This window comes from Sorangium sp. So ce1036 (assembly GCF_051369805.1).
Taxonomy (GTDB): domain Bacteria; phylum Myxococcota_A; class Polyangia; order Polyangiales; family Polyangiaceae; genus Sorangium; species Sorangium cellulosum_F.
In genome coordinates this window covers 1,245,346-1,271,509 of the sequence record NZ_JBBMOX010000002.1, presented here as the reverse complement: position 1 = coordinate 1,271,509, position 26,164 = coordinate 1,245,346, and the positions used below count along the sequence as shown (strand labels likewise).

The window sequence follows — 26,164 nt, the reverse complement described above, 5'->3', positions numbered from 1 at the left end:
CGAGCTTGCTGCATGGGCGGATGTACCCGTACTCTGACCGGGTCCCCGATGCCGCCGCAGCACTTCATCCGATGCCCCGCGTGCGGGTTGCCGCACCCGTCGGACACCGAAAGGTGCCCGGTGCACGGCACGGCGCTCGTGCTCACGGCGAGCGTCGCCCCGCCCTCCTCGACGCGCGTCCCGCCGAGCAGGAGCGAGTCGGTGCGGCCGGTGGACGGCCCCCTCCCGCCCGATATCGACCCAGATCAGCCCCGGCCGACGAAGGAGGCGCCGCTCGTCGGCCGGCTGCTGCACGACCGCTACCGCATCCTCGGCGTCATCGCGAAGGGCGGGATGGGGATGGTCTACGACGGCATCCACATCGGCCTGCGGCGCCGGGTCGCGATCAAGACGCTCCGCGGCCAGTACGCGCACAGCAAGACGGCCATCGCCCGCTTCCACAACGAGGCCGCCGTGGCGGGCCGCTTCGGCCACCCGAACATCGTCGAGGTGTACGACCTCGGCGTGCTCGACGACGGCACGCCCTACCTCGTGATGGAGCGGCTGGAGGGCGAGACCATCACCGAGCGGCTCGCGCGCGAGCGCCCGATGCCCCTCCCCGTCGCGCTGGACGTGGCCGTCCAGGTGCTCAGCGCGCTGATCGTCACGCACGCCGAGGGCATCCTCCACCGCGATCTCAAGCCGGACAACATCTGCCTGGTCGGCGGCGACCGCGGCCCGCTCACCGTGAAGGTGCTCGACTTCGGCGTCGCCGAGGCGTTCAACACCGGGAACATGCCGTCCGTGCTCGTCTCGACGGGCGCGGCGGGGAGCCACTCGGTGGCCGGGACGCCCGCCTTCATGGCGCCCGAGCAGGCGCAGGGCGTCCGCGATCTCGACGCGCGCGCGGACCTCTACTCGGTCGGCATGCTGCTCTACGTGATGCTCACCGGGCAGCTGCCGTTCAAGGCGCCGACGCCGCAGGCGCTGCTCGCCGAGATCCAGCGCGTCAAGCTGATCCGCCCGCGCATGCTCCGCCCGGACGTGCCTCCATCGCTGGACGTCGCGACGATGCGGGCGCTCGCGCTCGACCGCGAGGAGCGCTTCCCCAGCGCGGCCTCGATGCTCGACGCGCTCGAGCAGGTGCAGATCGAGGCCGCGATCGGCGGGAACGCGCCGCCCGAGCCGCCGGGCGAGCCGACCGATCCGGACTCGGAGAAGGTCGAGTACTTCGTCCGGGGGAGCGTGCTCCCGCCGCCCATGGAAAAGTGACGGGGCGACGGAGCGACGATCGATGACGACGATGCGGGGGGTCGTGATCCGCGAGCCCGGCGGGCCGGAGGTCCTCGAGGTGCGGGTGGTGGAGGCGCCCGACGTGCCCGAGGGGCACGTGCGCGTCGCGGTCCGCTTCGCCGGGGTGAACCGCGCGGACCTCCTGCAGCGGGCGGGCCTGTACCCGGCCCCGCCGGGCGTGCCCGCGGACATCCCCGGGCTCGAGTACGCGGGCGTGATCGAGGCCGTGGGGAAGGGCGCGCGCCGCTTCGCGCCGGGGGATCGCGTCTTCGGCTTGGTCGCGGGCGGCGCGTACGCCGAGCGCGTCGTCGCCCACGAGCGCGAGGTCGCGAGGGTGCCGGACGGGCTCTCCGACGAGGAGGCGGCGGCGGTCCCCGAGGCGTTCGTGACCGCCTACGACGCGCTCGTGACGCGCGCCCGGCTCGCCCCGGGCGAGCGCGTGCTCGTGCACGCGGCCGGCAGCGGCGTCGGGACGGCCGGCGTCCAGATCGCGCGCGCGCTCGGGTGCTTCGTCGCCGGCACGTCGCGCACGCAGGACAAGCTGGACCGCTGCCGGGAGCTCGGGCTGCGCGCCGCGATCGCGCCGGAAGGCGGGAGGTTCGCGGCCGCGGTGCTCGAGGCGACGCGCGGCCAGGGGGTCGACGTCGTGCTCGATCTCGTGGGGGGAGCGTACGTCGCCGAGGACCTCAGGGCGTGCGCGATGCGCGCCCGCATCGCGCTGGTCGGGCTGACCGCCGGCGCGAGCGCGGAGCTCGACCTGCGCGAGCTGCTGCGCAAGCGCATCGAGCTCGTCGGCACGGTGCTCCGCTCGCGCCCGCTCGAGGAGAAGATCGCGGCGGCGCAGGTGCTCGAGCGCAACCTCTCGCCGTGGCTCGCGGACCGCGTCGTGCGGCCGATCGTGGACCGGATCTTCGGGCTGGACCAGGCCGCCGCGGCGCACCGCCACGTGGCCAGCAACGCCTCGTTCGGGAAGGTGCTGCTCCGGATCGGCGCCTGACCGGAGCCGGCGCCGCGCGCTCCGGCCTCGCCGCGCGCTCCGGCCTCGCCGCGCTATCCGGCCTCGCCGTGGTCTTCGATCTCGTCGGCGGGCGTCCACGACATGTCGACCTCCAGCCGGTACGAGCCCTCGAACGCGTGCGGCGGCGAGCCGCCCCACTCCTCGGGCGAGAGCATCGACAGGTAGCGGCCGCCGTCGGCGCGCCGGTACAGGTGATAGACGTGGCCGGGCCGCTTCTTGAAATTGCACGCCGCCCGGTGGAGCTCGCCGTCGCGCCGGGCCGCGTCCAGGACCTGCCGCGCCTGCTCCTGCAGCGACCGGATCTGCCGGGCGATCAGCGCGAGCTTGCCGCCGGTGACCGCGCCCAGCAGGGCGTCGGCCTGCTGGATCTCCCGGGCCACGTCGACCAGCTCGTGCGGCGCGGAGAGCCGGCTCAGGGGGTACGGTGAGGTGCGGGCAGGCCCCTCGTGGCGGCCGCCGCCGTGCTTGATGAAGCCGTCGTCGCTCATGCGGAGAGCCGGAGCTTAGTGCAGCGCGCCCTCATCCTGTAGCGGCGGCGGCGCCGGGGGGTCGGGATCCGGGCACCCGTCCTCGTCCTGGACCCCATCCTCGTCTTCCTGCTGCGCGGGGCAGCGGTCCTCGTCGTCGAAGACGCCGTCCTCGTCGTTGTCCCCTTCGGGGCAGCCGTCGTCGTCCTGGAAGCCGTCGCGGTCCTCCGCGAGCTCGCCGCACTGATCGACCTCGTCGGGCACGCCGTCGCCGTCGGCGTCGCGGACGCGCGGCGACCACGCGACCGAGAGGACGGCGCGCAGCGGCGCGGTGCCGACGCCGGCGACCAGCGCGGTCTGCACGCCGGCCAGCAAGGAGACGTCGCCGAGCGCGTAGCGCGCCGAGAGGCCGAGCTCCAGGGCGGCCGCCTCCTGGTGCGCGAACGGCGCGATCGGCCAGAGCGGGAGGTGCCCGTGCGCCTCGAGGAAGATCGTGGCGCGCCCCTCCGGGTCGACGCCGAGGATCTGCGGCCGGAACGAGAGCCCGAGGCCGAACGGGAGCTCGTGGCCGAACACCGTGGGGCACGGATCCGCGCCCGAGGCCGGGATCGGGGTCGCCTCGCACGCGAAGCGGGCCGCGCCGGCGCGGAGCTTCACCCCGGTCGCGAGGTGCGCGCCGAGCGCGACCAGGCGGTACTCGGCGAGGAGCCTGAGCTCGTTCGTGACGCCCCCCTCGCCCGCGAACGAGGCCTCGTCGCCCGTGGGCAGCGTGAAGCGATCGTGCAGCGCGAGCGCGAACCCGCCGAGCTCGCCGTTCGTCGGCGGCACGAGCGTGAGCTTGCCGACGAGGCCGAGATCGCCGATCGCCTGCGCCGGGACCCACGTATCGCCGAGCACCCGCTCGGCGTCGGGCGTGGGCGCGTCGCCGTTCTGGTAAAGGAGCACGGGGAGCGTGAGCCCCACGAGCAGCCGCCGCGCGACGCCCACGCCGGCCGCGAAGTCGGCGCTGAGCTGGTGGCGGATGACGTCGAAGCGGACCTCGTCCGAGGCCGGATCGCGGAGCACGAGGGGGCGGTACGCGTACGAGGCCCAGAGGCTCGCGCTCCACTCGCCCGTGTCCGGGGACGCGGCGGGCTCGACGTGGAGGCCGGCCCCGGGATCGATCGAGGCGCGGAACCCGCGGAGGTCGGCCGAGGGCTGGGCGGCCGCGAGCGAGGCCACGGAGACGGCGAGCAACGAGGTCAGGGCGATGGCGCTCGGTCGCATGGCCGGGGCAGACTAGCCCGAAACATCGCGTTCGGCTGCGGGTTGTGCGATAGCGGGGGCATGGACTCCATACGGATCCGGGGCGGGAAGCCGCTCTCCGGCAAGATCCGCATCAGCGGCGCGAAGAACGCGGCGCTGCCGATCCTCTGCGCGACGCTGCTCTCCGACGGGGAGAGCCTGCTGCGCAACGTCCCCGCGCTGCGCGACATCGACACGACCGCGGCGCTGCTCCGGTTCCTCGGCCGCGACGTCCAGGCCGCGGCGCCCCTCGTGCGGGTCGGCGCCGGCAGCGACGTGCGGCCGGAGGCCCCGTACGAGCTCGTCAAGCAGATGCGCGCGAGCGTCATGGTGCTCGGCCCGCTGCTCGCGCGCTTCGGCCGCGCCAAGGTGTCGCTCCCCGGCGGCTGCCAGATCGGGACGCGCCCGGTCGACCAGCACCTCAAGGGGCTGGAGGCGCTCGGCGCGACGATCCGGCTGTCGCGCGGCTACATCGTGGCCGAGTGCAAGCGGCTCCGCGGGGCCGAGGTCGTCTTCGACCTGCCCACGGTGACCGGCACCGAGAACCTGATGATGGCCGCCGCGCTCGCGAAGGGGCGCACCACGCTGGTGAACTGCGCGCGCGAGCCCGAGGTCGAGGAGCTCGGCCGGGTGCTCAACAAGATGGGCGCGCGCGTGAGCGGGGCCGGCACCGACGTCATCCACATCGAGGGAGCGGACGAGCTCGAGCCGTTCGACCACGCGATCATCTCCGACCGCATCGAGGCCGGCACGTACATGGTCGCGGCGGCCGCGGCCGGCGGCGACGTGCTGCTCGAGAACGCGCCGCTCGAGGACCTCGAGGCGGTCGCCGCCAAGCTCCGCCAGGCCGGCGTCGAGGTGGGCCGCGAGGGCGACTGCGTCCGCGTCCGCCGCGACGCCGCGCGGCCGCTGCGCCCCGTCGACGTCACGACCGCGCCGCACCCCGGCTTCCCGACCGACATGCAGGCGCAGTTCATGGTGCTGATGTGCCTCGCGCAGGGGACGTCGCGCATCGTCGAGACCATCTTCGAGAACCGGTTCATGCACGTCCCCGAGCTGTCGCGCATGGGGGCGCACATCGACGTGGACGGCCACACGGCGCTCGTCCACGGCGGCGCGCCGCTCTCGGGCGCGACCGTGATGGCGACGGACCTGCGCGCGAGCGCCTCGCTCGTCATCGCCGGGCTCGTGGCGAGCGAGGGCGAGACCGAGGTGCTGCGCGTCTACCACCTGGACCGGGGCTACGAGTTCATGGAGCGCAAGCTCGCGCAGCTCGGCGCCGACACGGTCCGCGTCGAGGGACGGAACGGATGATGAAACCGCTGACCATCGCAGTGCCCAAGGGGCGGATCCTGAAGGACCTGATCCCGCTCATCAAGCGGGCGGGCCTCGACAGCACGCCGCTCGAGGAGAGCGACCGCCGCCTCGTCCGGCCGACGGCGGACGGCGCGCTCCGGTACGTGTTCCTGAAGCCGGACGACGTGCCGACCTACGTCGAGTACGGCGCCGCCGATCTCGGGGTCTCGGGCAGGGACACGCTCCTCGAGCGCCGCCACGATCTCTACACGCCGCTGGATCTCGGGATCGGCCGCTGCCGCCTCGTGGTGGCCGGGCCGGAGGAGACGCCGATACCCGATCTACCGCGCGTCGCCACCAAGTACCCGCGGATCGCTGGAGACCATTTCGCGAGCAAGGGCGTGGTGGCGGAGATCATCCCGGTGCACGGCTCGGTGGAGCTCGCGCCGCTCGTCGGGCTCTCTCACCTCATCGTCGATATCGTCGAGACGGGCGCCACGCTGCGCGAGAATCGCCTGGAGGTGCTCGAGACGGTCACCGAGGTGAGCACGCTCCTCATCGCGAACCGCGCGTCCTACAAGCTGCGGAGCGACGCCATCCGCCCGCTGGTCGAGCGCCTGCGCGCCGCGATCACCGGCGCCGCGCGACCGCCGGCCTGACCCCCTCCGACTGGCAGCGTCGGGCCGGTCGTCGCGACGCGCAATATGGGTGAAACCGGACTGAAACACTGGATCGGATCGGCCGTGAGGCGGTGAGGTCATCGCCAACCTCCTTCCGCGGATGCCAGTCGATCCGCGCTCCCGGCTCCAGGGTCTCCACGAGTCCCAGGATGGCCTCTCCGCGCTCCCGGCGGCGCCGAGCTGAGCATCTCCGCGGGCGCCGGGCTCGCGCGCCAGCGCTCGGCGGCCTCTCGTCACGCCGCGTGATATCGCGCTGACCCCTGCTTTCGCGTCTCGCCTGGACCTGCCCTTGTGATAGGGTTGCGGCCCCTCTCATGAAAATCCACGAGTATCAAGGCAAGCAGCTCTTTGCCCGCTACGGGGTGCCGGTACCGAAAGGGGAGCCTGCTTTCCAGGCGAGCGAGGTGGCGCCGATCGCCGATCGGCTGATCGAGCAGACCAAGAACCCGGTCGTCGTCGTCAAGGCGCAGATCCACGCGGGGGGTCGCGGCAAGGGCGGCGGCGTCAAGGTCGCGAAGGGCGGCAGCTCCGAGGCGCGCGCCATCGCCGAGAAGATGCTCGGCATGCAGCTCGTCACGAAGCAGACGGGCCCCGAGGGGCAGAAGGTCAGGCGGCTCTACATCGAGCAGGGCCTCGACATCGCCCGCGAGCTCTACTTCGCGATGCTCGTCGATCGCGAGCGCCGCCGCGTCGCGGTGATCGCGTCGACCGAGGGCGGCATGGACATCGAGGAGGTCGCGCACGAGACGCCGGAGAAGATCGTCAAGCTCTTCATCGACCCGGTGCTCGGCCTCGCCCCGTACCAGGCGCGGCAGCTCGCGCTCGCGCTCGGGCTGACGGCGAAGGAGACGCAGCGCCAGTTCCTCAAGGCGGCGGCGGCGCTCTACGCGTGCTTCACCGCGGAGGACTGCTCGCTCCTCGAGATCAACCCGCTCGTGGTGACCCGCTCCGGGGACATCGTGGCGCTCGACGCGAAGGTGAGCTTCGACGACAACGCGGAGTTCCGCCACCCCGAGTGGAACACGATGCGCGACGTCGACGAGGAGGACCCGATCGAGCTCCAGGCGAAGCGCGCCGGGCTCTCGTACGTGTCGCTCGACGGCGATATCGGCTGCCTGGTCAACGGCGCCGGGCTCGCGATGGCGACGATGGATATCATCCTCCATTACGGCGGCAAGCCGGCGAACTTCCTCGATGTCGGCGGCGGCGCCTCGCAGGAGCAGGTCAAGACGGCCTTCCAGATCATCCTGCGGAGCGAGCGGGTGCGCGGCATCTTCGTGAACATCTTCGGGGGGATCATGCGCTGCGACGTCGTGGCGGCCGGCGTCGTCGCCGCGGCGAAGGAGCTCGGCCTCAAGGTGCCCCTCGTGGTGCGCCTCGAGGGGACCAACGTCGAGGCGGGCCGCAAGCTGCTCGACGAGAGCGGCCTGACCATCCAGTCGGCGAGCTCCATGGCCGACGGCGCCCAGAAGATCGTCGCCGCCACGCGCGGCGGCAAGGCCGGCGCCTGAGCGCGCCCGCGAGTGTCGAGCCTCGAACCCAGTCGGTGAGCGGGAGGCCGGTGGTGGCCGGGCCCCTGCCCACGTTGAAGGTAGAGTAATCAAGCGATGAGCATCCTCGTCAACAAGGACACGCGGGTCGTCTTCCAGGGCATCACGGGCGCCTACGGGTCCCAGCACGCCCGCGCCTGCATCGAGTACGGGACGAAGGTCGTCGCCGGCGTGACGCCCGGCCGCGGCGGCCAGAAGTTCGAAGAGAAGGTGCCGATCTTCGACACGGTCGAGCAGGCCGTGCGCAACGAGGGCGCCGAGGTCTCGTGCATCTTCGTTCCCCCGGTCGGCGCGGCGGACGCGATCACCGAAGCCGTCGACGCGGGCTGCCGGCTCGTCATCTGCATTACCGACGGCGTGCCGGTGCTCGACATGATCCGGGTCCGTCGCTTCCTCGAGGGGAAGGCGGCGCGCCTCATCGGTCCGAACTGCCCGGGCGTCATCACGCCGGGCGAGTGCAAGATCGGGATCATGCCCGGCCACATCCATAAGAGGGGCCACATCGGCGTGCTGTCCCGCTCGGGCACGCTGACGTACGAGGCGGTCGGCCAGCTCAGCGCGCTCGGGATCGGGCAGTCGAGCTGCGTGGGCATCGGCGGCGATCCGGTCGGCGGCATGGACTTCATCGACGTGCTGGAGCTCTTCAACCAGGATCCCGACACCCACGGGGTGGTGCTGATCGGCGAGATCGGCGGGACGGCCGAGCAGCGCGCGGCGGCGTGGATCAAGGAGAACATGAAGAAGCCGGTGGCCGCGTTCATCGCGGGCCGCGCGGCGCCTCCGGGCAAGCGCATGGGCCACGCCGGCGCGATCATCGCGGGCGGCGAGGGCACGGCGGCCGAGAAGATCGCGGCGCTCGAGGCGGCGGGGGCCAAGGTGGCCGCCACGCCGGCGGAGATGGGGCTCGCGATGCAGGCGGCGCTGGCCGCGGCGCGCTGAGCCCGCGGAGGGCAGAGCCTGTCTCCGCGGACGGAGCTCTGCCATTCCGAAACATTCTGCCTTCACTGTCTCCCCCGCTCGGGCGGCGCGCGCTGGACGCTTCCGGCATGGCCGTGGTGGGGATGGATTCCTGATCAGCTCAGCGATCCGCGCCCGTAGCGGCGCGCGGATATCCCCAGGCGTCGGTTGCGCCGCGAAACTGGCTCTTATAGCGTGGCCGGCCACGCGTGCTCGATCAGGTCCTCGACGGGAAGTACACCATCGTCCGGCTCGTCGGGCAGGGCGGCATGGGCTCGGTGTACGAGGCGATCGAGCTTGCCTCTGACCGACGCGTCGCGATCAAGGTCATTCACGCGGAGAAGAAGCTCAGCGACGAGCTCGTACGCCGCTTCCGGCGCGAGGCGAAGGCGGCGATGGCCGCAGCGTCGCCGCACATCGCGCAGGTGCTCGACGCCGGGGTCGAGCCGAAGACCGGGGCCCCGTACATGGCGATGGAGTACCTCACCGGAGAAGATCTGGAGGGCCTGCTCCGCCGCCTGGGGCCGCTAGCGCCCACCCTGGCGCTCCGGATCATCGGCCAGGCGTGCATGGGCGTGCATCACGCCCACGGGTCGGGCATCGTGCACCGGGACATCAAGCCGGCGAACCTGTTCCTCGCCGGCGGCGATGGCGGGGAGATCGTGGTCAAGATCCTCGATTTCGGGATCGCCAAGATCAGGACGGATCCCGCGTACGGCCTTGATACGACCGCGCTGACGACCTCGGGGACCTTGCTCGGATCGCCGGTTTACATGTCGCCCGAGCAGGCGCGGGGCATCAGGAGCATCGATCACAGGGCCGACATCTGGTCGCTCGGCGTCGTGCTCTATCGCGCGCTCACCGGCCGCACGCCGCATCAAGGCGTCGGCGCGCTCGGCGATCTCATCCTGGCCATCTGCACGAAGCCGCCGCCGCTCGTGCAAGATCTCGCGCCCTGGGTGTCGCCCGAGATCGCGTCCCTCTGCCACACCGCGCTCAGGATCGAGGCGTGCGATCGCTTCCAGACCGCCGAGGCGATGCTGCACAGCATCCGGGCGCTCGCGCCCGAGGGCCTCGGCCTGCGGGAGGACATGCTCGCCCCGCTCACCGAGGCGGAGCGCACGGCCGTCGCCCATCGGCTCGACTGCACCACGGCGCAGAGGCCGCTACCCCCGCCTGCCGCTGCCGGCGAGCAGGCCGAAATCGCGCCGCGCACCACGGCCGCCGCGAGCCCGACGCTCCAGACGGCCTCGCCAGGCGAGGACCGCGCGAGCCCGGCGCCAGCGCCCGTCGATACCGGCACAACGCCCCGAGCAGCCAGCGGCATGCTCCGGCGCATGGGAGCGCTCGGAACCACGCTGACGCTGGCGGTGGGCGGGGTGGCGATGGCAGCGATGGCGTTCCACGAGGCAGGCGCGCGGCCCGACGAGCAGCGCCCTGTGGCGCCAGCCCCGGCTGCACAGCCCGAAGCCGCCGCGCAGACGAGCGCGCTGCGCGTCGCTGTCCGGATCTCTCCACAGGACGCATCCGTCGAGGTTGACGGCGTGCGAACGGATCCGAACGACGGTGCCATCGAGCTCGCCGGCGCGCCCGGAACAGTCCGCCGCGTCCGTCTCTACAAGGACGGAGCAGAGCGGGTAGAGAAGGTGGTCATCACCCGGCAAGGCGCGTATCCGGAAGCGCTGGAGCTCGTCGCGCCTGCGCCCAGGCGGCGCGACGTCGTGGAGAGCGCGCCGCCCGCCTCTGCCGCCGCGCGCAGCGAGATCGCACCTCGAAACCGCAAGAAAAGGAGGGTGACGATCACCCGACCGCCGCCGGCCCCCACGGCCACGGCAGACGCGGGGCCGCCGGCCCCCACGGCCACGGCAGACGCGGGGCCGCCGCCCAGGGAGATCACGGTCCCGACGATCACGGACATACGCGAACCGTTCCCGTAGGCAGCGTGCCCGCGCGTCGCAGCAGCATCGGCGCGCGAGGACGCCCTCGCCGCTCACTCGAGCGCGATCGTCCGTCGCTCGGCCGAGCTCTTCATCGCGGCCTCGATGACGCGGATCACGTCGCGCGCCTCCTCGGCGCGCACGGGCGGCGGGCCGCCGTCGAGGATCGCCGCGGCGATGCCCTCGTAATAGGCCTCGTACGCGCCGGGCAGGCTCTCGATCACACGCCGCTCGCCGCTGGCCGTCACCAGCGTGCCGTGCCACCGCGGGTCCTCCTGCCCCCACGCCGGGGCGCCGGGGCGCTTGCCCGCCTTGAGCGCCTCCTCCTGGCCGTCGATCCCGTACTTCAGGAAGCTCCCGCCGGCGCCGTGGACCGCGAAGCGCGGGCCCGGCTCGCGCGCCAGCGTCGACGAGCGCAGGATGACCCGCCGCCTGCCGTGGTCGAGCGTGAGGTGGAAATAGTCCACGGCGCGCGCCCCGGGCCGCTGCGCGAGGAGATCGGCGGTGACCGCACGCGGCGGGCCGAAGAGCAAGAGCGCCTGATCGATGAGGTGCGCGCCGAGATCGTACAGGATCCCCGAGCCCGGTGACTCCTGCTCTCGCCAGCCCTGCTTGATGGCCGGACGGAAGCGGTCGAAATGCGCCTCGTACGACGCCACCTCGCCGAGCAGGCCCTGCTCAATGCAGCGGCGCACGGTGCGGAAGTCCGCGTCCCAGCGGCGGTTCTGGAAGACCGACAGGAGCCGCCCGCGGCGAGCGGCCAGCGCGATGAGCTCGTCGGCCTCGGCGCTCGTGATCGTGAACGGCTTGTCGACGACCACGTGCTTTCCCGCCTCGAGCGCGGCGCGGGCGAGCGGAAAATGGGTCTCGTTGGGGGTCGCGATGACCACGAGGTCGATCCCGGGCTCGGCGATCAGGACCTCGGGCGTCGGGTGCACGGCGACGCCCGAGTGGTCCGTCATGACCTGCCCCTCCCGCCGGGTCGCGATGGCCGCGAGGCGCAGCCGGGGGACGGACCGGATCAGCGGGGCGTGGAAGACGGCGCCGGCGAGGCCGTAGCCGATGAGGCCAACATAGACGCGCGGGGACATCATGGCAGAACAGGCTCGCCGGGGACGCTAACCCGAAGAGGCCATGGAGGAAAGCTCGCGGTGACGCGCGCGGCGCCCGCCGAGCTCGCCGAGCCCGGCCGCTCACCCGACGCATCGGGCGGCTGGTGGCGCGCGGCGCGCGCCGCAGCGAGCCCGGCCATCGTGACCTCGATGCGAGCCTGTGCGATCCGCAGCGCGGACGGCCGCGGCGGACCCCTGACGTCCCGTCAACGTTCCTCGGCGAACGGGGCTCGATACCCCAGCACGACCACGGTCGCTCCGACCAGGACGAGATCGGTTGAGAAAAACACCCATGATCACGCGTCTGTCGATGTGCCGCGCGAGAAGGATCGATATACTCACAGCGCCGACAGCGAAGCCGACCATACCACATCGCATGTCGCGGTATCACTCCTTGCACCGGCGCCCGGCGGTTCGTGGAGACGCGGCGGAACGGTTGCGATAGCCTCATCGATTCGGAGGCTCATGATGCGCGCTAGAAGCGTCCTCTCTGTGATGGCCCTGACCACCATCATCGCCGGCAGCTCGTTCGCGGCGGGCTGCAAGAGCTCTGCGGAGGTCAGCGTGACCGAGGAGTCGGTCGAGGCGGTCCCGGTGGCCATCGAGGAGCCGCTCACGGAGGAGCACGACGGCGGCTCGGTCGGGTGGGACATCGCGCCCGACGGCACGGTGAGGGCGATCGTGAAGGCGCCGGACGGCAAGCCCATCGACGGGGACGTGAGCGGCAAGCTGACGTGGAAAGGGCCGAGCGGCGACGCCGAGGTGCCCCTCGCGTTCGACGCGAAGACCGGGCTCCTCGTCGCGGCGGGGCCCAAGCTCGAGGCCGACCTCACCCAGGTGAGCTACAACATCGTCGTCGCCGGGAAGCCGTGGAATGGCACGCTCCACGTGCCCGCGGGCGGCACGAGGGTCATCGTGGAGGGCGCGAGGAAGGCCGAGAAGAGGCCCATCCCCGCCGGCAAGACGGGCCCGAACGGCGGCGTGATCCAGGTGGTCGGCGACGACATCGTCGAGGTGGTCGCGGACAAGGCCTCCGGGCAGGTCAGGGTGTACGTCCTGAGCCCGGATCTCAAGCCGATCCCGGTGGGCGACCGCAAGATCAAGCTCGCGTTCGCGGGGCCGAGCTCCGAGCTCGTCGTGCTGAAGCCTGCCCCCGGCGGCCTGTACGCCGTCGGCACGGTGACCACCCGGGTGAACCCCGTGAAGCTCACGGTCGTCGTGGCGCACCCGACGCACGCCGACGTGGTGCTCGTCGGCTACCGCCCCGGCATGCACGTCGTGGTCGGGCCGCGCGCGCCGTCGCTGAACGTCATCGTGGCGACGACGTGGAACGTGGGCGTGAAGGTCAAGACAACTCCAGGTGTGGTGGTGGTCCACGATGACGACGACGACGACGACGACGGCCGGCGGGTCCACGTCATCCACGTGCACGGCAAGCACAAGCACAAGCACAAGCACAAGGGCAAGCACGGGCGCGGCCACTGGCATTGATCTCGGGCAGCGGTGGTCGGCGGCCGCCGATCACCTCACGGCCGAGGTCGACGCCGCCTCGCTCGCGGTCTTCCGCATCGCGTATGGGTCCCTGATCGCGTGGGAGGTCGTCCGTTACGTCCTCCACGATCGGATCTACCGCTATTACATCGAACCCTCGTTCTTCTTCAGCTACCTCCCCTTCGTCCGGCCCTGGGGCGGGACGGGGATGTACTGGCATTTCGCGGCGATCTTCGTCCTCTCGCTGCTCTGCGCCGTCGGGCTCTTCTACCGGGTGAGCGCCGCGCTCCTCTGCGCGGCGCTCACGGTTGTCTTCCTGCTCGACAAGGCGCAGTACCTGAATCACCTGTACCTCGTCTGCCTGCTCGGCCTGCTGCTCGCCGCGGCGCCCGCGCACCGCGCGCTCTCGCTGGATCGCCTCCGCGCGCGACGCGCGCCGTCCGGCGCGCCCGCCGAGACGGCGCCGCGCCTCCACCTCTTCGCCCTGAAGGCCCAGATCGCGATCGTCTACTTCTACGGCGGCGTGGCGAAGCTGAACGGCGACTGGCTCCGTGGACAGCCGCTCACGATGTGGCTCGCCGACCGCGGCGACGCGCCGCTCGTGGGGCCGCTCCTCGCCGCGCCGGCGACGGGGGTCGCGCTCTCGTATGCAGGGCTGCTCATCGACCTCTCGATGGGATTCCTGCTCTTCCATCGCCGCACCTTCCCGCTCGGCGCCGCGCTCGCCCTGGCGTTCAACCTCGCGAACGCGCTCCTGTTCAATATCGGGATCTTCCCCTATGTGATGATCGCCTCTCTCGCGCTCTTCGCGGATCCCTCGTGGCCGAGGCGGCGGCTCCCCTCCCTGTTTCGCGGGGCGGCCCCCGCGGGCGGCGGCGGCGACGCCGCTCGGCCGACGCGGGGCGGCGGCGACGCGCCCATGCCGGCGCGGCGGCGGGCGCTGCCGCTCGCGCTGCTCCACGGCTATCTCCTCGTGCAGCTCCTCGTGCCGCTCCGGCACTGGCTGTATCCGGGCGACGTCGCCTGGAACGAGGCGGGACACCGCTTCTCGTGGCGCATGAAGCTGCGCGACAAGGCCGTGAGCGAGCTCGGGGTCTTCGTGGTGGATCCGAGGACCGGCGTGCGGGAGGCGCTCGATCTCGAGGAGTGGCTCACCGAGCGCCAGCTCGGGGAGATGTGCACCCGGCCCGACATGCTCATCGACCTCGCGCACCACGTGGCCGACCGCTTCCAGGAAGCCTTCGGGGTGCGGCCCATCGTCACGGCCAAGGTCGTCGCGTCGCTGAACGGAGGGCCCTACCGCGACCTCGTCGACCCCACCTGCGATCTGGCGTCGCAGCCGAGGGGATTGCTCGCGATCGTGAGGCCGCCGGGGGCCGCGACCGGCGCGGCGGGCTCGGCCGAGGTGACGGCCGGGCTCCGGGGCGGGGCGACGCCGCCGTCTCCTGTTCCGTGACGATCAGGGGATCCCACGGCCGGCGGCGTCGCGCGTGGGGCTCCACGCTCGCGCTCACGCGCGCCTGAAGACGAGCACGCCGCGCCCCTCGCCGTACGAGATGGTGAGGCGCCCCGGCGTGACCTCGAAGACCCCGGCCGTCTCCAGCGCCCGGAGATACCGGGGCTCGTGCTGCGCCGTGGCCTCGGAAAGGCACGCCATCCGCGTCGTCGCGATGGGCCCGAACGAGAGCCTGTCGCGCTCCACCCTGTAACTACCATGGTACCAGTTGCAGCCCGCATGGCCGCTCGCCAGCGGCGGCTCGCCAGCAGAGAACTTGAGCGTGCTGTTCGTGCCCTGGGGGAGCGCGGACTCGGTCGTCCCCTCGACGAACGACACGAGCACCCATTGCGTGCCTGCCAGCCTGTTCGACGCGAGCCTGTCATGCTCGCTTGCCGTCACCGGGACGCCGTAGCACGGAATGGCGAGGAGCAGGGCGAGCATCGGTCGTGGTGTGCGATTCATGTGGTCTAGTCCCCCCGCGCGCTCCGGTCGAGATCGCGTCGAGCGGAGCGGCAAAACGATGTGGGCAGCATCCCCAGGCGACCGCCGCCGTGGGGAGCCTTGCCCAGGCGCCGGCGAGGTAAGCACTCGCCGTGCCCGGGAGGGCGCCGCACGATCGGGACACCGCGTCGAGCACGCTCGGGTCGCACGGCCGCGAACAGGGGAGCGGGCGGGCCGCGCGGGGCATCGCTCACGCCGTTGCCGTCCCGGTCCGGGAAGATCGGGCGCGTGATCGCGCAAGGCGCCGCCGGGTACCCGTCGGGCACCAGCGTGCGACGCCGTGGGGGGACCGGGAGAGCGCCTCGACCCGCGCAAAGGCGAGGGTCGCGCCTCTCGCGCGCTGAGGCTCGCCCGGCGACACCGGCGACGCCACCGGGGTGAGCAGCGCCCGGGAGCGCAGGCCGCAGGCCTGCTCGCAGTGGGACGGTCGCCCACGTGGGGAGCCGGTGAGCGACGGTAAGAGCAAGGCGAACCCGCGCTCCGCACCACGACGGCGCTCGGCGCGCGTGCCCCGCGCCACGATCGATGCGTTCTTGTACAGGTCGGCCACGCAGGCTGCTCTATACTGGGCTCCGGTCCGCAGCTCGCCGGCTGAGGACCGGTCGAGAGACACCCAAGAGATACCCACGGAGCCTGAGATCAGCAGTGATGACCATCGCCGCGCCGGTCGATTTGCCAGGATACGACATCGAGCAGCTGATCCACGAGGGCAGCAGAACCCATGTTTACCGCGGCCGGCGCGCCGCAGATCGACGGCCGGTCGTCATCAAGGTGCTGAAGGGGGAGCACCCGAGCGCCCGCGATCTCGCGCTGTTACGGCACGAGTTCGGCCTGCTGCGTGAGCTGGATCTCGAGGCCGTGGTGCGGGTGCTCGCGCTCGAGCGGGCGCGCGGCCGCCTCGCCCTCGTCATGGAGGCGATCGAGGGCACGACGCTGAGGGCGCTCCTCCACGAACGCCGGCTGGATCTGCGCGCCGCGCTGGCGCTCGCGGTCGCCATCGCCGACGCCCTCGGCGCGCTGCACCGCTGCCACGTCACGCACAAGGACATCAAGCCCAGCAACATCATCGTCAGCCCGGATCTGCGCCGAGCCACCCTGGTCGATTTCGGCGTGGCGTCGCGGCTCCAGCAGGAATTCCAGCAGTCGGCCTCCGTCTCCGCCCTGCAGGGAACGCTCGCGTACATGTCGCCCGAGCAGACCGGGCGCATGAACAGGGGCATCGATCACCGCGCGGATCTCTACTCGTTCGGCGTCACGCTCTACGAGATGCTCACGGGATCCCTGCCGTTCCCGGACGGCGATCCGGTCGATGTGCTCTATAGCCACATCGCGCGACAGCCTGTCCCGCCGCACGAGCGCCGAAGGGACGTGCCCTTGCCCGTGTCCGAGATCGTCATGAGGCTCCTCGCCAAGACCCCCGAGGACCGCTACCAGAGCGCGTACGGCGTCAAGGCGGACCTCTCGGAGTGCCTGCGCTCCCTCGACGAGACGGGCCGCGTCCAGCCCTTCCCGATAGCGCGCAACGATCGCAGCGACGAGCTGCGCGTCCCGCAGAAGCTCTATGGCCGAGACGGGGAGCGGAGCCAGCTCCTGTCTGCCTTCGAGCGGGCCCGAGGGGGAGCTCGGGAGCTCGTGCTCGTCTCCGGCTACTCCGGCGTCGGGAAGAGCGCCCTGGTCTACGAGACCTACAGGGCGGTCGCCGGGGCCGGCGGCTACTTCGCCCATGGCAAGTTCGATCAGCTAAACCGCAGCGTGCCCGGCGCCTCGATCGTCCACGCGTTCCGGGCGCTCGTGCAGCAGATCCTCGCCGAGCGGACCGAGTCGCTGTCCCGCTGGAGAGCGGCGCTCGGCGCGGCGCTCGGCGCGAACGCGGGGGTCCTCTGCGATCTCATCCCCGATCTCAAGCTGATCACCGGCGGCGCGCCCGCCGTGCCGGCGCTCGGCCCCACCGAGTCGCAGAACCGCTTCGACATGGTGTTCAGGAGCTTCCTGGGCGTCTTCGCCGCCCCGGAGCACCCGCTGGTCCTGTTCCTCGACGATCTGCAATGGGCGGACGCGGCGTCGCTCAGGCTGCTGCGGCTCTTGCTCACCGACCCGGATACTGGGCACCTGCTCGTCGTCGGGGCCTACCGTGACAACGAGGTGAGCCCGGCGCACCCGCTCATGATCACGCTCGACGCGATCCGGACGGCGGGCGCGACGGTGACGGACATCCCCCTCACGCCGCTCGCGCCAGGAGACGTGACGGAGCTCGTCTCGGACGCCCTCGGCTGCGCGGCGCGCGACGTCGCGCAGCTCTCCGCGCTCATTCACGAGAAGACGCAGGGCAACCCGTTCTTCATCGGCCAGTTCCTGCGGATGCTGGGCGACGATGGGCTCATCCGGTGCGCGCCGGAGACGGGCACGTGGACATGGGACATCGCGGCCATCGAGTCGCGCGCCGTGACCGACAATGTCGTCGATTTCATGATCGCCAAGCTGGAGCGGCTCTCGCCGCCCACCCGGCGCGCCCTGCAGCTCGCCGCGTGCATCGGGCACAGGTTCGACCTCGGCACCCTCGCGACGATCTCCGAGCAGCCGGCCGCGCAGGCCGCGCAGGACCTGTGGGAGGCCATGCAGGAAGGCGTCCTGCTGCCCATGGACGCGGACTACCGGCTCGCGCAGTCGGGGGCGTCGGCCGGCGACGACGCCCCGGGCGAGGCGTCGCTCGCCGTCTCCTATCAGTTCCTGCACGATCGCGTCCAGCAGGCGGCCTACGCCCTCATCGCGGACGAGCACAGGCGCGCCGTCCACCTGCGCATCGGCCGCCTGATGCTGGCCAGCCAGGGCGGCGAGCCGCAGGAAGAGCAGCTCTTCGACGTCGTGAACCACCTGAACTACGGGGCGCGGCTCATCGTCGATCCCGGCGAGCGCGCGCTGCTCGGGCGCCTGAACCTGCGCGCCGGGAGGAAGGCGAAGAGCTCGACCGCGTACGCCGCCGCGGCGGAGTATTTCCGCGCCGGGCAGGCCATGCTCGGCGAGGACGGCTTTTCATGGGACCACGCGCTGAGCTGGGCGCTCACGCTGGAAGCGTCCGAGTGCGAGTACCTGTGCGGCCGCTTCGCGGAGGCCGAAGCGCTGTTCCGGCGCCTGCTCGACGTCGCCCGGTCGAACCTCGAGAGGGCGCGGGTCCAGAGCCTCCGGATGAAGCTCTATCAGGTCGCCGGCCGCTACGATGAAGGCGTCACCGTGGGGCAAGAGGCGCTGCGCCTGTTCGGCGTCGAGATCCCCGGGTCGAGCGAGGAGATCGAGGCCGCCGTCGCGGTCGAGGTCGCGCAGATCCCCGAGGGCATGGCGGGCAGGAGCATCGAGGACATCCTGCACGCCCCGCTCCTCGCCGACGAGGAGCTCCGCGCGATCATCAATCTCCTCGCCGAGTGCGCGCCCTGCGCGTACATCGGGCGGCCGAGCGTGTTCCCGCTCATCGCGCTGAAGATGCTGAACCTGTCGCTGCGGCACGGCAACACCGAGGCGTCGTGCTTCGCCTACAGCGTGTACGGGTTCATGCTGGTCTCGGTGTTCGGCGACATCCCCTCGGGGTTCCGGTTCTCGGAGATGTCGATACGGCTGAACGAGAAGCTCGGGGACATCTCGCTCCGCGGGACGCTGCTGCACCTCCACGGCGATCACATCAACTTCTGGGTCCAGCCCATCCGGAACGATCTGCCGATCCTGGAGCGGGCGTTCCTCGCGTGCCTCGAGGCCGGCGATCTGGTGTACGCGAGCTACCTGGCCTTCGAGACCGTCTGGCAGGTCTACGAGAAGGGCGATCCCATCCCGGAGATCCACCGCGTCGCCGAGCGCTTCGCCTCGTTCGCGCGCAAGACGGGCAACCGCGCCGTCCTCGAGACCATCCGGCTGGAGCAGCAGTTCCTGCGCAGCCTGAGCGGGCTCACGGCGGCCGAGGCCTCGCTCGACGAGGAGGGCTTCTCCGGGGACGAGTGCCTCGCCGCGCTCACCCGGGCGAGCTTCGGGTGCGGCATCGCCTTTTATCACATCATCCGGCTCATCCTGTCCTACGCCCACGGCCGCCCGGAGGAGGCGCTCGCGGCTGCGGAGGCGGCCCGCCCGGTGCTCGGGGCCGTCATGGCGATGCCGATCGAGGCGACGTACCACTTCTATTACGCGCTCACGCTGATCGCGCTCGGCGAGCGCGACGAGCGCGAGCGGCAGCGGCACGAGGCGGCGCTCTCCGCGTCGCTCAAGAAGCTAGAGCTCTGGGCGACCGAGTGCCCTGACAACTTCCGCGCGAAACACGTCCTGGTGCTCGGCGAGATCGCGCGCGTCGCCGGCCGCGACGCGGAGGCGATGGAGCTCTACGACCAGGCCATCGACGCCGCCCGTGACAGCGAGTTCATCCAGTACGAGGCGCTCGCGTCGGAGCTGGCCGGGCGGTACTACGCCGGGAGGGGCCGGAAGCGCATCGCCGCCACCTACCTGAGCGGGGCCCTGCACGCGTACCGTCAGTGGGGCGCCGAGCGGAAGGCCGCGGCGCTGATCCGGCAGCACGGGCTCGACGCGCCCGACGCGGACAGGGCGCCCGCGGCAGGTCACGGTCAGGCCGCGTCGAGCTCGAGCAGCGTCTCGGCGAACCACCCGCTCCTGAACAAGCTCGTCGACGTCGCGGCGGTGCTGCAGGCGACGCAGGCGATCTCCAGCGAGCTCGTGCTGGGGCGGGCGCTCGACCGCGTGATGCGCGCCGTCCTCTCGAGCGCCGGCGGCCAGCGCGGGTTCCTGGTGCTCGCGCACGAGGGGCGCCTGGTCGTCGAGGCGGCCGTCACGATCGACCCCGAGTCGGTCGAGGTCGAGCTGCGGCGCCCGCTCGAGGAGTCGACGGATCTGCCTGTCAGCGTCGTGCAGTACGTGGCGCGCACGCGCGAGCTCGTCGCCCTGGACGACGCGGTGGCGAGCCCCTGCTTCGCGGCGGATCCGTACATCGTCGCGCGCCGGCCGAGGTCGGTGATGGGCGTGGCGCTGGTCCACCAGAACCGGCTCACGGGCGTGCTGTACGTGGAGAACGCGCTCGCGCGCGGCGCCTTCACCCCGGAGCAGACCGAGCTGATCCGCCTCCTCGGCGCGCAGGTCGCGGCGGCGCTCGAGAACGCGCTGCTGTACGGCCGCCTGCAGGAGGCCGCCGAGGCGCAGCGCGCCATGAACGACCGGCTCGAGATCGAGGTGAGGCGACGCACCGAGGAGCTCAGCTCCGTCAACGAGCGCCTGTCGCAGAAGGCCGAGGAGCTGGACCGGGCCAACGAGCGGCTGCGCGGCGAGCTCCGCGAGCGCGAGCGCGCCGAGCAGGCCCGGGCGGCGCTCCAGCAGGAGATCATCGAGGTGCAGCGCCTGCGCCTCTCGGAGATGGCGACGCCCATCATCCCCATCACCGACCGCGTGATGGTCATGCCGCTCATCGGGACGATGGACGCGACCCGCGCGGATCAGGTGCTGGAGGCGACGCTCGCCGGCGTCCAGCGCCACAGCGCGGCCGTCGTCATCATCGACATCACCGGCCTGAAGCACGTGGACGCCGGGGTCGCCGACTCGTTGATCCGCACCGCCTCGGCGCTGCGGCTGCTCGGCGCGCAGGCGATCCTGTCGGGGATGCAGCCGGAGGTCGCCCGCGCGCTCGTGCAGGGCGGGATCGATCTTCGCGGCCTCGTCACCCGCTCGACGCTGCAGAGCGCCATCGCCCACGCGCTCGCGCCCTCGCCCGGCCGGGGCGCCTGCTGAGCCTCTGGCGCGCTCGCCTCGAGGGGCTGCGCACCGCCGCGCCCCTGCCCGTCGGCCGCTAGCGCGACGCCTGCTTGTCCTCGCAGCGGCCCAGGACGAAGATGCCGCAGACGCGCTCCTTCTGCAGGCACTCCTGCCCTGCCGGGCACTGCGACGGATCGAGCACGCTCGGGTCGCACGGCCGCGAGCAGAACGGCGGCGGGCCCTTCGGCGCGTCGTAGACGCCGTTGTCGTCCCGGTCCAGGAAGATGGGGTTCGTGATCGCGTAAGGCGCCACCGGGTACCAGTCGGGCACGGGCGGCGACGCCGTGAAGAACCGGGAGAGCGCCTCGACCTGCGTGAAGGCGAGGCTCGCGACCCGGGGCAGCTGGAGCTCGCCGAACGACACCGGCAGCGCCACCGGGGTCAGCAGGTTCTCGTCGCGGAGGCCCATCGCCACCACCACGACCCACCCGTCCGACGGCGGCGCGGGCAGCGCGAGCCGCGCGTCGACGTCCACGATCGCCGAAGGGCCCGCGGACGGCTCGAGCACCTCGACGAGCCGGCCGCTCACGTAGACCTCGACCCGGTCCACGCCGAACCAGCTCGCCGTCTCGATGCGCAGGTCGAGCGGCACCGTGTCGCCCTCGATCCGCGCCACACCGCCGAACGTCACCCCGCCCACGCTCGCTCGCACGAACGGACCGTAGGTCGCGAACGCGCTGCCCGCGCGCAGCGCCCGCGTGACCTCGCCGAGATCGACCGCCGCCGGCTGGTCCGTCGGCGAGCGGAAATAGGTGCGCGGGAAGCCCGGCTCCGGCGAGGCGCCGTGGCTGTCGCTGCTCGCGACCTGCGTCGGCGCGAAGCCGTGGTCGAGGTAGCGGAAGAGATCGTCGACCTGGCCCGCGTGGAACGTGCACGGCCGGTCCGCGTCCTCCGCGGAGACCGCCTGCCCCGCGCCACGGAGGCACAGCGCCTCCCCCTCGGCCGCGGTCCGGTCGAAATCCCAGATCGCGTCCTGCTCCTCCTTCGTCCTCGTGAGGATCCGCCTTGTGATCTGCCAGGCGAGCGCCGAGCGGGCGCGCTGCTGGCAGACCGCGTACCGCTCGCCGGGCCTGCACGGCGGCAGCCCGGAGGGCAGGTCGCCGCACGCCGCGCCGAGCGCGGCCTCGTCCCGCGCGGCGTCGATCTCGGACAGGCAGCGGTTGAAATCGACCACCTCCCGCACGGTGGGCGTCCGGAGCAGGTCGAACCGCTTCGCGTTGAAGATCTCCATCGCGTCGAAGTCGCAGCTCCCCGCCTGGAACAAGGGGTTGTCCGCCTCGAGCGTCGGGATCGACCGGTTCAGCGTGAACGGGTCGACGCCGAGCTGGTCGATGTACCCGATGAACCCGTCGCGCGGGTGGGCGACGATCACGAGCGCATCCTGCCCCTCGGCCGCCGTGCCGCGCACGCCCTCGATCACGTCCCCGCCCGGGCGGCAGACCCAGTCGAAGACGCCGTGATCCGGCACCTCGAGCTCGTCGTAGCGGAGCGGGAAGCCGATGAAGTGCCCGAGCTCCAGCGTCGAGACCTCGGCGCCGACCGCGGTCTTGAGGAGCGGATCGAGCCCGAGCTGCTTCGCCGCGGGCGCGAGATCGGTGTGCACGTCGTGGTCGGTCGCCACCGCCACCTCGAGCCCCTCGACGACCGCCGTGGTGACGCGCTCCTCGAGCGCCATGCCGCTGTCGAAGCTCGGGCGCTGGTGCAGGTGCATGTCGATCGACACCCAGCCGGTCGAGTCGACCTCGCGCGGCACGACCGCCTCGATCCGCCGCAGCTCCCCGGCGCGCACCTCGAGGTCGGGGACCTCGAACCGGCCGAACTCGGGGCCTCGCGTGACGAGCACGCGGTAGCGGCCCGGCTCGATCTCGACCTCGCCGTCGCCCGTGGCCGAGCGCTCGACGTGCCGGACGCCGCTGCCGAGCCGGCCGTGGCCGAGGTAGACGCGCCGCAGCCCGTCGCCCTCGCGCGGCTGCCCCGCGGCGTCGAGCCCGACGAACGTCAGCTTGGCGGGCGCGAGCCGGCCGCCCTCGTCGACCACCCGGTACGCGACGCGCGCGGGGCTCGGCAGCTCCGCCGCGACGCGGACCGTGGCCCCGGCGCCGAGCCGCACGCGGATCGGCGCGGACAGGGCCGTGCCCGCCGGGTTCTCGGCGACGAGCAGGTACTCGCCCGGCGCGAGCCGCGCGTGGAAGTCGCCGTCCTCCACCGGGTCGAGCCCGCGGTCGGCGTCGATGGCGTAGAGCAGCCCCACGTCGCCCGAGCGCGCAAGGTTCTCCTCCACGAGCGCGTCGACGTTCGCGAAGCCCTTGCCCGGCGCGGGGTCGCGGAAGACGTGGACGCGCGCGTTCGGCACGGGCTCGCCGGTCGAGCGCCACCGCACCGCGCCCTCGAGCGCGCCGGTCGGCGTGCCCCGCGCGGCGTGGACCACCTCGGCGACGCTCGCGATGTCACCCTCGCCCACGGCGAAGTAGCGCTCGTAGGTGAACGACCGCTTGTGGTCGCACGCCTCGTCGTCGGAGGCGTCGGCGAGGCAGCTCCGGCCGGCGCTCAGGAACGCGGTGGCCGCGCTCGTGAAGACGGGGACGTTGACCGTGGAGGGCGCGCCGTCCGTGCGCGCCCTGGTGAAGTAGCCGTAGCTGACGTCACCGCCCGCCGCGGCCACGAAGTCGAAGCTGAGCGGCTCCTGGAACGTGTCGCGGCCGGCGAAGAGGGCGTCGAAGACCGCCCTCTCCTCGTCGAAGCCGATGCCGGGGCCGAAGATGTCGTTCTGGTTGCCGAAGAAGACGAAGTCGCCGGCGACGATGCCGCCCTTCAGCGTGGGGCGCTGGTTGCGGTCGTCGCCGAGGATGCCCTTGAAGATGTCCGAGGGCCCCGCGTAGTTGTCGAGCGAGAGCGGCTCCCCGCAGGCGCACGTGGGGCAGCCGTCGTCGCCCGACGCGAGGCCGTGCTCGCACTCGAGCGCGCAGGAGCCGGGGCTCGGGCAGCCGTCGACCTTGTCGGGCAAGAGGAGCGTCGTGCGGATCGTGACGAACCGCTCGCCCGGGCGGAGGATGTAGTCGGTGCGGAAGCGCAGCCGGGGCTTGATGCCGTCGAACAGGAGGCCGAGCAGGTCCTCCTGCGTCTCCAGCACGCCGAGCGCCTGGAAGAGGAACCCGCCGTCGCCCTCGACCCGGACGATCGCCTCCTGCCCATCGGAGCCGTCCCTGGCGACGAAGACCTCGGTGGCCCCCGGGTCGGGCACGAGCAGGTTGGCGACCGGGAACGACTCGGCGAAGCGATCGCGGCCGGCCGCGCTCGCGAAGCGCGGATCGGGGCGGCGCAGATCGGCGTCGACGAGCGAGCCGCCGTAGACGCCCGGCCCGGGCGAGTGCCGGGGGCCGAGGATGGCGACGCGGATCTCGTCGTTCTCCAGGAGGAAATCGCCGACGTCGGCCATGGCCACCGGGCCGCCGACGAGCTCGAACCGGTTCTCGATCGGCTTGGCGCGCAGGAGGTTCGGCGGGTCGCAACCGACGAGGCCCAGCAGGCCGGCGAGGCCGAGCGGCGCGAGGGCGAGGCGGCGGGTTCGCATGGCGGCCCGCTACAGGTTGAGCTGGAGCTGGACCACCACGGCGTCGTTGTCGAGCGAGACGCCGTGGATCTCCTGCCGGTGGGTGAAGTCGGCCTGCGCCTTGAGCACGTTGTCGATGAAGTGGTAGCTCGCGCCGGCGGTGAGGGCCCAGGAGTCGGTCTCGTCCGGGAGGTCGAGGTTGGGGTCGATCCACTCGAAGCGGGCGCTCAGGCCGAGCTTGATGCGCCGGATGAAGTAGCCCGCCTCGCCGACGAGGCCGATCGAGGTGACCGGGGCGAGCTGGCCGAGCGGCTGCGTGGGCGCGCGCTCGGGGCGGCTCTGGTTCCAGAGGAGCTCGGCGAGGGCGTGCGCGCCCGCGGCGTGGACGAGGACGTCTGCAGAGGCGCCGTGGATGTCGCGCGTGCCGCCGTTGCTGAAGAAGTAGCTCGCGCCCGCGCCGAGGCGGAAGGGCGAGCCGGCGAGGTCCTGGATCGAGCGGCTCATCGGGCCGAGCGGCTCGGCGGCGAGCCGCGCGACGTAGGCGATCTGGTCGAAGCGGTTGCCGAAGGCCGCGGCGTTCTCGACGTAGCCGGCGAAGAACTGATCCGAGCGCTGGAAGCCGTTGAACATGCCGGCGTAGTAGCTGAGCGCCCGGTTCCAGAAGTGCCCCTCGAGGTGGAGACCGACCTGGCGGAAGGGCGCCATGGCGCGCACGGCGAGGGATCGCTCGACGAGCGCACCCTCGCCGGCGCCGGTCATGGCCGAGCGGCTGAACGGCACGTCGTGGACCCCGAAATAGAGCTGAGCGAACGGGAAGTGGGCGTAGCCGATCCACGCCTCGGAGAGCCTGGCGGAGGCGTCGGCGCCGGCGGCGAGGTCGCCCGAGATGGCGAACGGCACGTACCCGGCGAGCGTGCCTGCGAAGCCGACCCGGGCGCGCCGCAGGCGGAAGCCCTGCCCTTCGGCGGCGTCGCCCGCCTGCAGGAAGGCGTCGTCGCCGACGAACGGCACGGCCTGGGCCTGCACGAGCACGAGGGGCGAGAGCGCGAGGCGGCCGATCGTGAGCTGGAACGGCGGACCGGCCGGCCGGTCCGGCAGCGCGGCGGGAGGCCCTGCGGAGGGCGGCGCGGCGCCGGGCGGCGGGGCCGGGGCGGGGCCGGGCGGCGGGGCCGGGGCGGGGCCGGGAGGCGGGGCCGGGGCGGGGCCGGGCGCGGCGGGCAGCGAGGCGCCGGCGGGCGGTGCGGGGCCGGGCGCGGCGCCGGCGGGCGGTGCGGGGCCGGGCGCGGCGCTGGCGGGCGGTGCGGCGCTGGCGGGCGGCGTGGCCCCGGCGGGCGGTGCGGCCCCGGCCGGCGGTGGCGCGGCGCCCGGAGCGTCCGGGATGGCCGGCGCGGCGGGCGGGAGCAGCGGGAGCGGATCGGCGGCCGGGGGCTGGACCGGCAGCGGCTGGGCCGGCTGCGCGCCGGCAGGCGGCGCCCAGAGCGCCGCAGCCAGGAGCGAAGCGGCGATGGCGACCGAGCGGCTCGCGCGGGGCCGAGCCTGGGCACATCGGGGATCCTCGCCGCGACGGGGCCATGCACAAGGTGTCATCGGCATCCGAGCTGGCCGGCGGCGAGAGGGGGTCGCGACGAAGTCGGCAGCGGGGCCGCTGGCAGGCGTTTTTCGTTTATCCCAGGAATCGACGGGGTGTCAACGCGCCGCCTCGCACCGGGAGCGCCGCCCTTTCTGGCGTTGCGCGCGCCGGCATGTCGAATAAGGAGCTCT

At 72.5% G+C, this 26,164-nt stretch carries 16 protein-coding genes; 10 read left to right on the top strand and 6 right to left on the bottom strand.

Features of this window, described 5'->3' with window-relative positions:
- Window positions 1–120: 120 nt before the first annotated feature.
- Together WMF31_RS41725 and WMF31_RS41720 are read left to right on the top strand one after the other, a co-directional pair.
- On the top strand, window positions 121–1,251 hold the full coding sequence (locus WMF31_RS41725; protein ID WP_436607434.1) for a serine/threonine-protein kinase: 1,131 nt from the start codon (window positions 121–123) through the stop codon (window positions 1,249–1,251).
- A 31-nt stretch (window positions 1,252–1,282) separates the two neighbouring features.
- On the top strand, window positions 1,283–2,269 hold the full coding sequence (locus WMF31_RS41720) for an NAD(P)H-quinone oxidoreductase (RefSeq protein ID WP_436607602.1): 987 nt from the start codon (window positions 1,283–1,285) through the stop codon (window positions 2,267–2,269).
- A gap of 53 nt (window positions 2,270–2,322) precedes the next feature.
- Here WMF31_RS41720 and WMF31_RS41715 read toward each other — a convergent pair whose 3' ends face one another.
- Complete coding sequence (locus WMF31_RS41715) at window positions 2,323–2,778, bottom strand: DUF2452 domain-containing protein (protein ID WP_436607433.1); 456 nt, start codon at window positions 2,776–2,778, stop codon at window positions 2,323–2,325.
- Between the two features lie 15 nt (window positions 2,779–2,793).
- Complete coding sequence (locus tag WMF31_RS41710; RefSeq protein WP_436607432.1) at window positions 2,794–4,023, bottom strand: hypothetical protein; 1,230 nt, start codon at window positions 4,021–4,023, stop codon at window positions 2,794–2,796.
- A gap of 60 nt (window positions 4,024–4,083) precedes the next feature.
- Here WMF31_RS41710 and murA point away from each other — a divergent pair, with 60 nt between their 5' ends.
- From murA to WMF31_RS41685, 5 genes are all read left to right on the top strand, one after another.
- Window positions 4,084–5,355 (top strand): UDP-N-acetylglucosamine 1-carboxyvinyltransferase, encoded by a 1,272-nt coding sequence (murA, locus tag WMF31_RS41705; protein WP_436607431.1) that lies wholly within the window; start codon window positions 4,084–4,086, stop codon window positions 5,353–5,355.
- Window positions 5,352–5,996 carry an ATP phosphoribosyltransferase gene (hisG, locus tag WMF31_RS41700; RefSeq protein ID WP_129356106.1) on the top strand — a complete coding sequence of 215 codons (645 nt, stop codon included), beginning with the start codon at window positions 5,352–5,354 and terminating at the stop codon, window positions 5,994–5,996. Before murA ends, hisG begins: the two co-directional genes overlap by 4 nt.
- Before the next feature lie 335 nt (window positions 5,997–6,331).
- Window positions 6,332–7,528, top strand: a complete 1,197-nt coding sequence (gene sucC / locus WMF31_RS41695; RefSeq protein ID WP_436607430.1) for an ADP-forming succinate--CoA ligase subunit beta — start codon at window positions 6,332–6,334, stop codon at window positions 7,526–7,528.
- Between the two features lie 96 nt (window positions 7,529–7,624).
- Entirely contained in the window at window positions 7,625–8,506 is an 882-nt protein-coding gene (sucD, locus tag WMF31_RS41690; protein ID WP_436607429.1) for a succinate--CoA ligase subunit alpha, read from the top strand.
- 227 nt (window positions 8,507–8,733) lie between these two features.
- Window positions 8,734–10,461 (top strand): serine/threonine-protein kinase, encoded by a 1,728-nt coding sequence (locus tag WMF31_RS41685; RefSeq protein ID WP_436607428.1) that lies wholly within the window; start codon window positions 8,734–8,736, stop codon window positions 10,459–10,461.
- Window positions 10,462–10,514: 53 nt separating this feature from the next.
- Here the strand turns inward: WMF31_RS41685 and WMF31_RS41680 are convergent, their stop codons facing one another.
- Window positions 10,515–11,552, bottom strand: coding sequence for an oxidoreductase (locus WMF31_RS41680; RefSeq protein ID WP_436607601.1), 1,038 nt, complete (start codon window positions 11,550–11,552; stop codon window positions 10,515–10,517).
- A 516-nt stretch (window positions 11,553–12,068) separates the two neighbouring features.
- Here WMF31_RS41680 and WMF31_RS41675 point away from each other — a divergent pair.
- Together WMF31_RS41675 and WMF31_RS41670 are read left to right on the top strand one after the other, a co-directional pair.
- On the top strand, window positions 12,069–13,064 hold the full coding sequence (locus WMF31_RS41675) for a hypothetical protein (protein WP_242515697.1): 996 nt from the start codon (window positions 12,069–12,071) through the stop codon (window positions 13,062–13,064).
- Window positions 12,952–14,520 carry an HTTM domain-containing protein gene (locus WMF31_RS41670; RefSeq protein WP_436607427.1) on the top strand — a complete coding sequence of 523 codons (1,569 nt, stop codon included), beginning with the start codon at window positions 12,952–12,954 and terminating at the stop codon, window positions 14,518–14,520. The genes WMF31_RS41675 and WMF31_RS41670 overlap by 113 nt, the downstream gene beginning before the upstream one ends.
- A 54-nt stretch (window positions 14,521–14,574) precedes the next feature.
- On the opposite strand, the gene WMF31_RS41665 is transcribed toward WMF31_RS41670, so the two are convergent.
- Window positions 14,575–15,024 (bottom strand): META domain-containing protein, encoded by a 450-nt coding sequence (locus tag WMF31_RS41665; protein WP_129356098.1) that lies wholly within the window; start codon window positions 15,022–15,024, stop codon window positions 14,575–14,577.
- Between the two features lie 687 nt (window positions 15,025–15,711).
- Between WMF31_RS41665 and WMF31_RS41660 the strand changes: the two genes are divergently transcribed.
- Window positions 15,712–20,829, top strand: a complete 5,118-nt coding sequence (locus WMF31_RS41660; RefSeq protein ID WP_436607426.1) for an AAA family ATPase — start codon at window positions 15,712–15,714, stop codon at window positions 20,827–20,829.
- Window positions 20,830–20,887: 58 nt separating this feature from the next.
- Here the strand turns inward: WMF31_RS41660 and WMF31_RS41655 are convergent, their stop codons facing one another.
- Together WMF31_RS41655 and WMF31_RS41650 are read right to left on the bottom strand one after the other, a co-directional pair.
- Window positions 20,888–24,424, bottom strand: a complete 3,537-nt coding sequence (locus WMF31_RS41655; RefSeq protein WP_436607425.1) for a PHP domain-containing protein — start codon at window positions 24,422–24,424, stop codon at window positions 20,888–20,890.
- Between the two features lie 9 nt (window positions 24,425–24,433).
- Window positions 24,434–25,990, bottom strand: coding sequence for a porin (locus WMF31_RS41650; RefSeq protein ID WP_436607424.1), 1,557 nt, complete (start codon window positions 25,988–25,990; stop codon window positions 24,434–24,436).
- Window positions 25,991–26,164: the final 174 nt, after the last annotated feature.

Bases quoted from the DNA above. Each gene is read 5' to 3' on its own strand.
- WMF31_RS41720 (WP_436607602.1), top strand. From the start codon at position 1,283: ATGCGGGGGGTCGTGATCCGCGAGCCCGGCGGGCCGGAGGTCCTCGAG.
- WMF31_RS41715 (WP_436607433.1), bottom strand. From the start codon at position 2,778: ATGAGCGACGACGGCTTCATCAAGCACGGCGGCGGCCGCCACGAGGGG.
- WMF31_RS41710 (WP_436607432.1), bottom strand. From the start codon at position 4,023: ATGCGACCGAGCGCCATCGCCCTGACCTCGTTGCTCGCCGTCTCCGTG.
- murA (WP_436607431.1), top strand. From the start codon at position 4,084: ATGGACTCCATACGGATCCGGGGCGGGAAGCCGCTCTCCGGCAAGATC.
- hisG (WP_129356106.1), top strand. From the start codon at position 5,352: ATGATGAAACCGCTGACCATCGCAGTGCCCAAGGGGCGGATCCTGAAG.
- sucC (WP_436607430.1), top strand. From the start codon at position 6,332: ATGAAAATCCACGAGTATCAAGGCAAGCAGCTCTTTGCCCGCTACGGG.
- sucD (WP_436607429.1), top strand. From the start codon at position 7,625: ATGAGCATCCTCGTCAACAAGGACACGCGGGTCGTCTTCCAGGGCATC.
- WMF31_RS41680 (WP_436607601.1), bottom strand. From the start codon at position 11,552: ATGTCCCCGCGCGTCTATGTTGGCCTCATCGGCTACGGCCTCGCCGGC.
- WMF31_RS41675 (WP_242515697.1), top strand. From the start codon at position 12,069: ATGGCCCTGACCACCATCATCGCCGGCAGCTCGTTCGCGGCGGGCTGC.
- WMF31_RS41670 (WP_436607427.1), top strand. From the start codon at position 12,952: ATGACGACGACGACGACGACGACGGCCGGCGGGTCCACGTCATCCACG.
- WMF31_RS41665 (WP_129356098.1), bottom strand. From the start codon at position 15,024: ATGAATCGCACACCACGACCGATGCTCGCCCTGCTCCTCGCCATTCCG.
- WMF31_RS41660 (WP_436607426.1), top strand. From the start codon at position 15,712: ATGACCATCGCCGCGCCGGTCGATTTGCCAGGATACGACATCGAGCAG.
- WMF31_RS41655 (WP_436607425.1), bottom strand. From the start codon at position 24,424: ATGCGAACCCGCCGCCTCGCCCTCGCGCCGCTCGGCCTCGCCGGCCTG.
- WMF31_RS41650 (WP_436607424.1), bottom strand. From the start codon at position 25,990: ATGACACCTTGTGCATGGCCCCGTCGCGGCGAGGATCCCCGATGTGCC.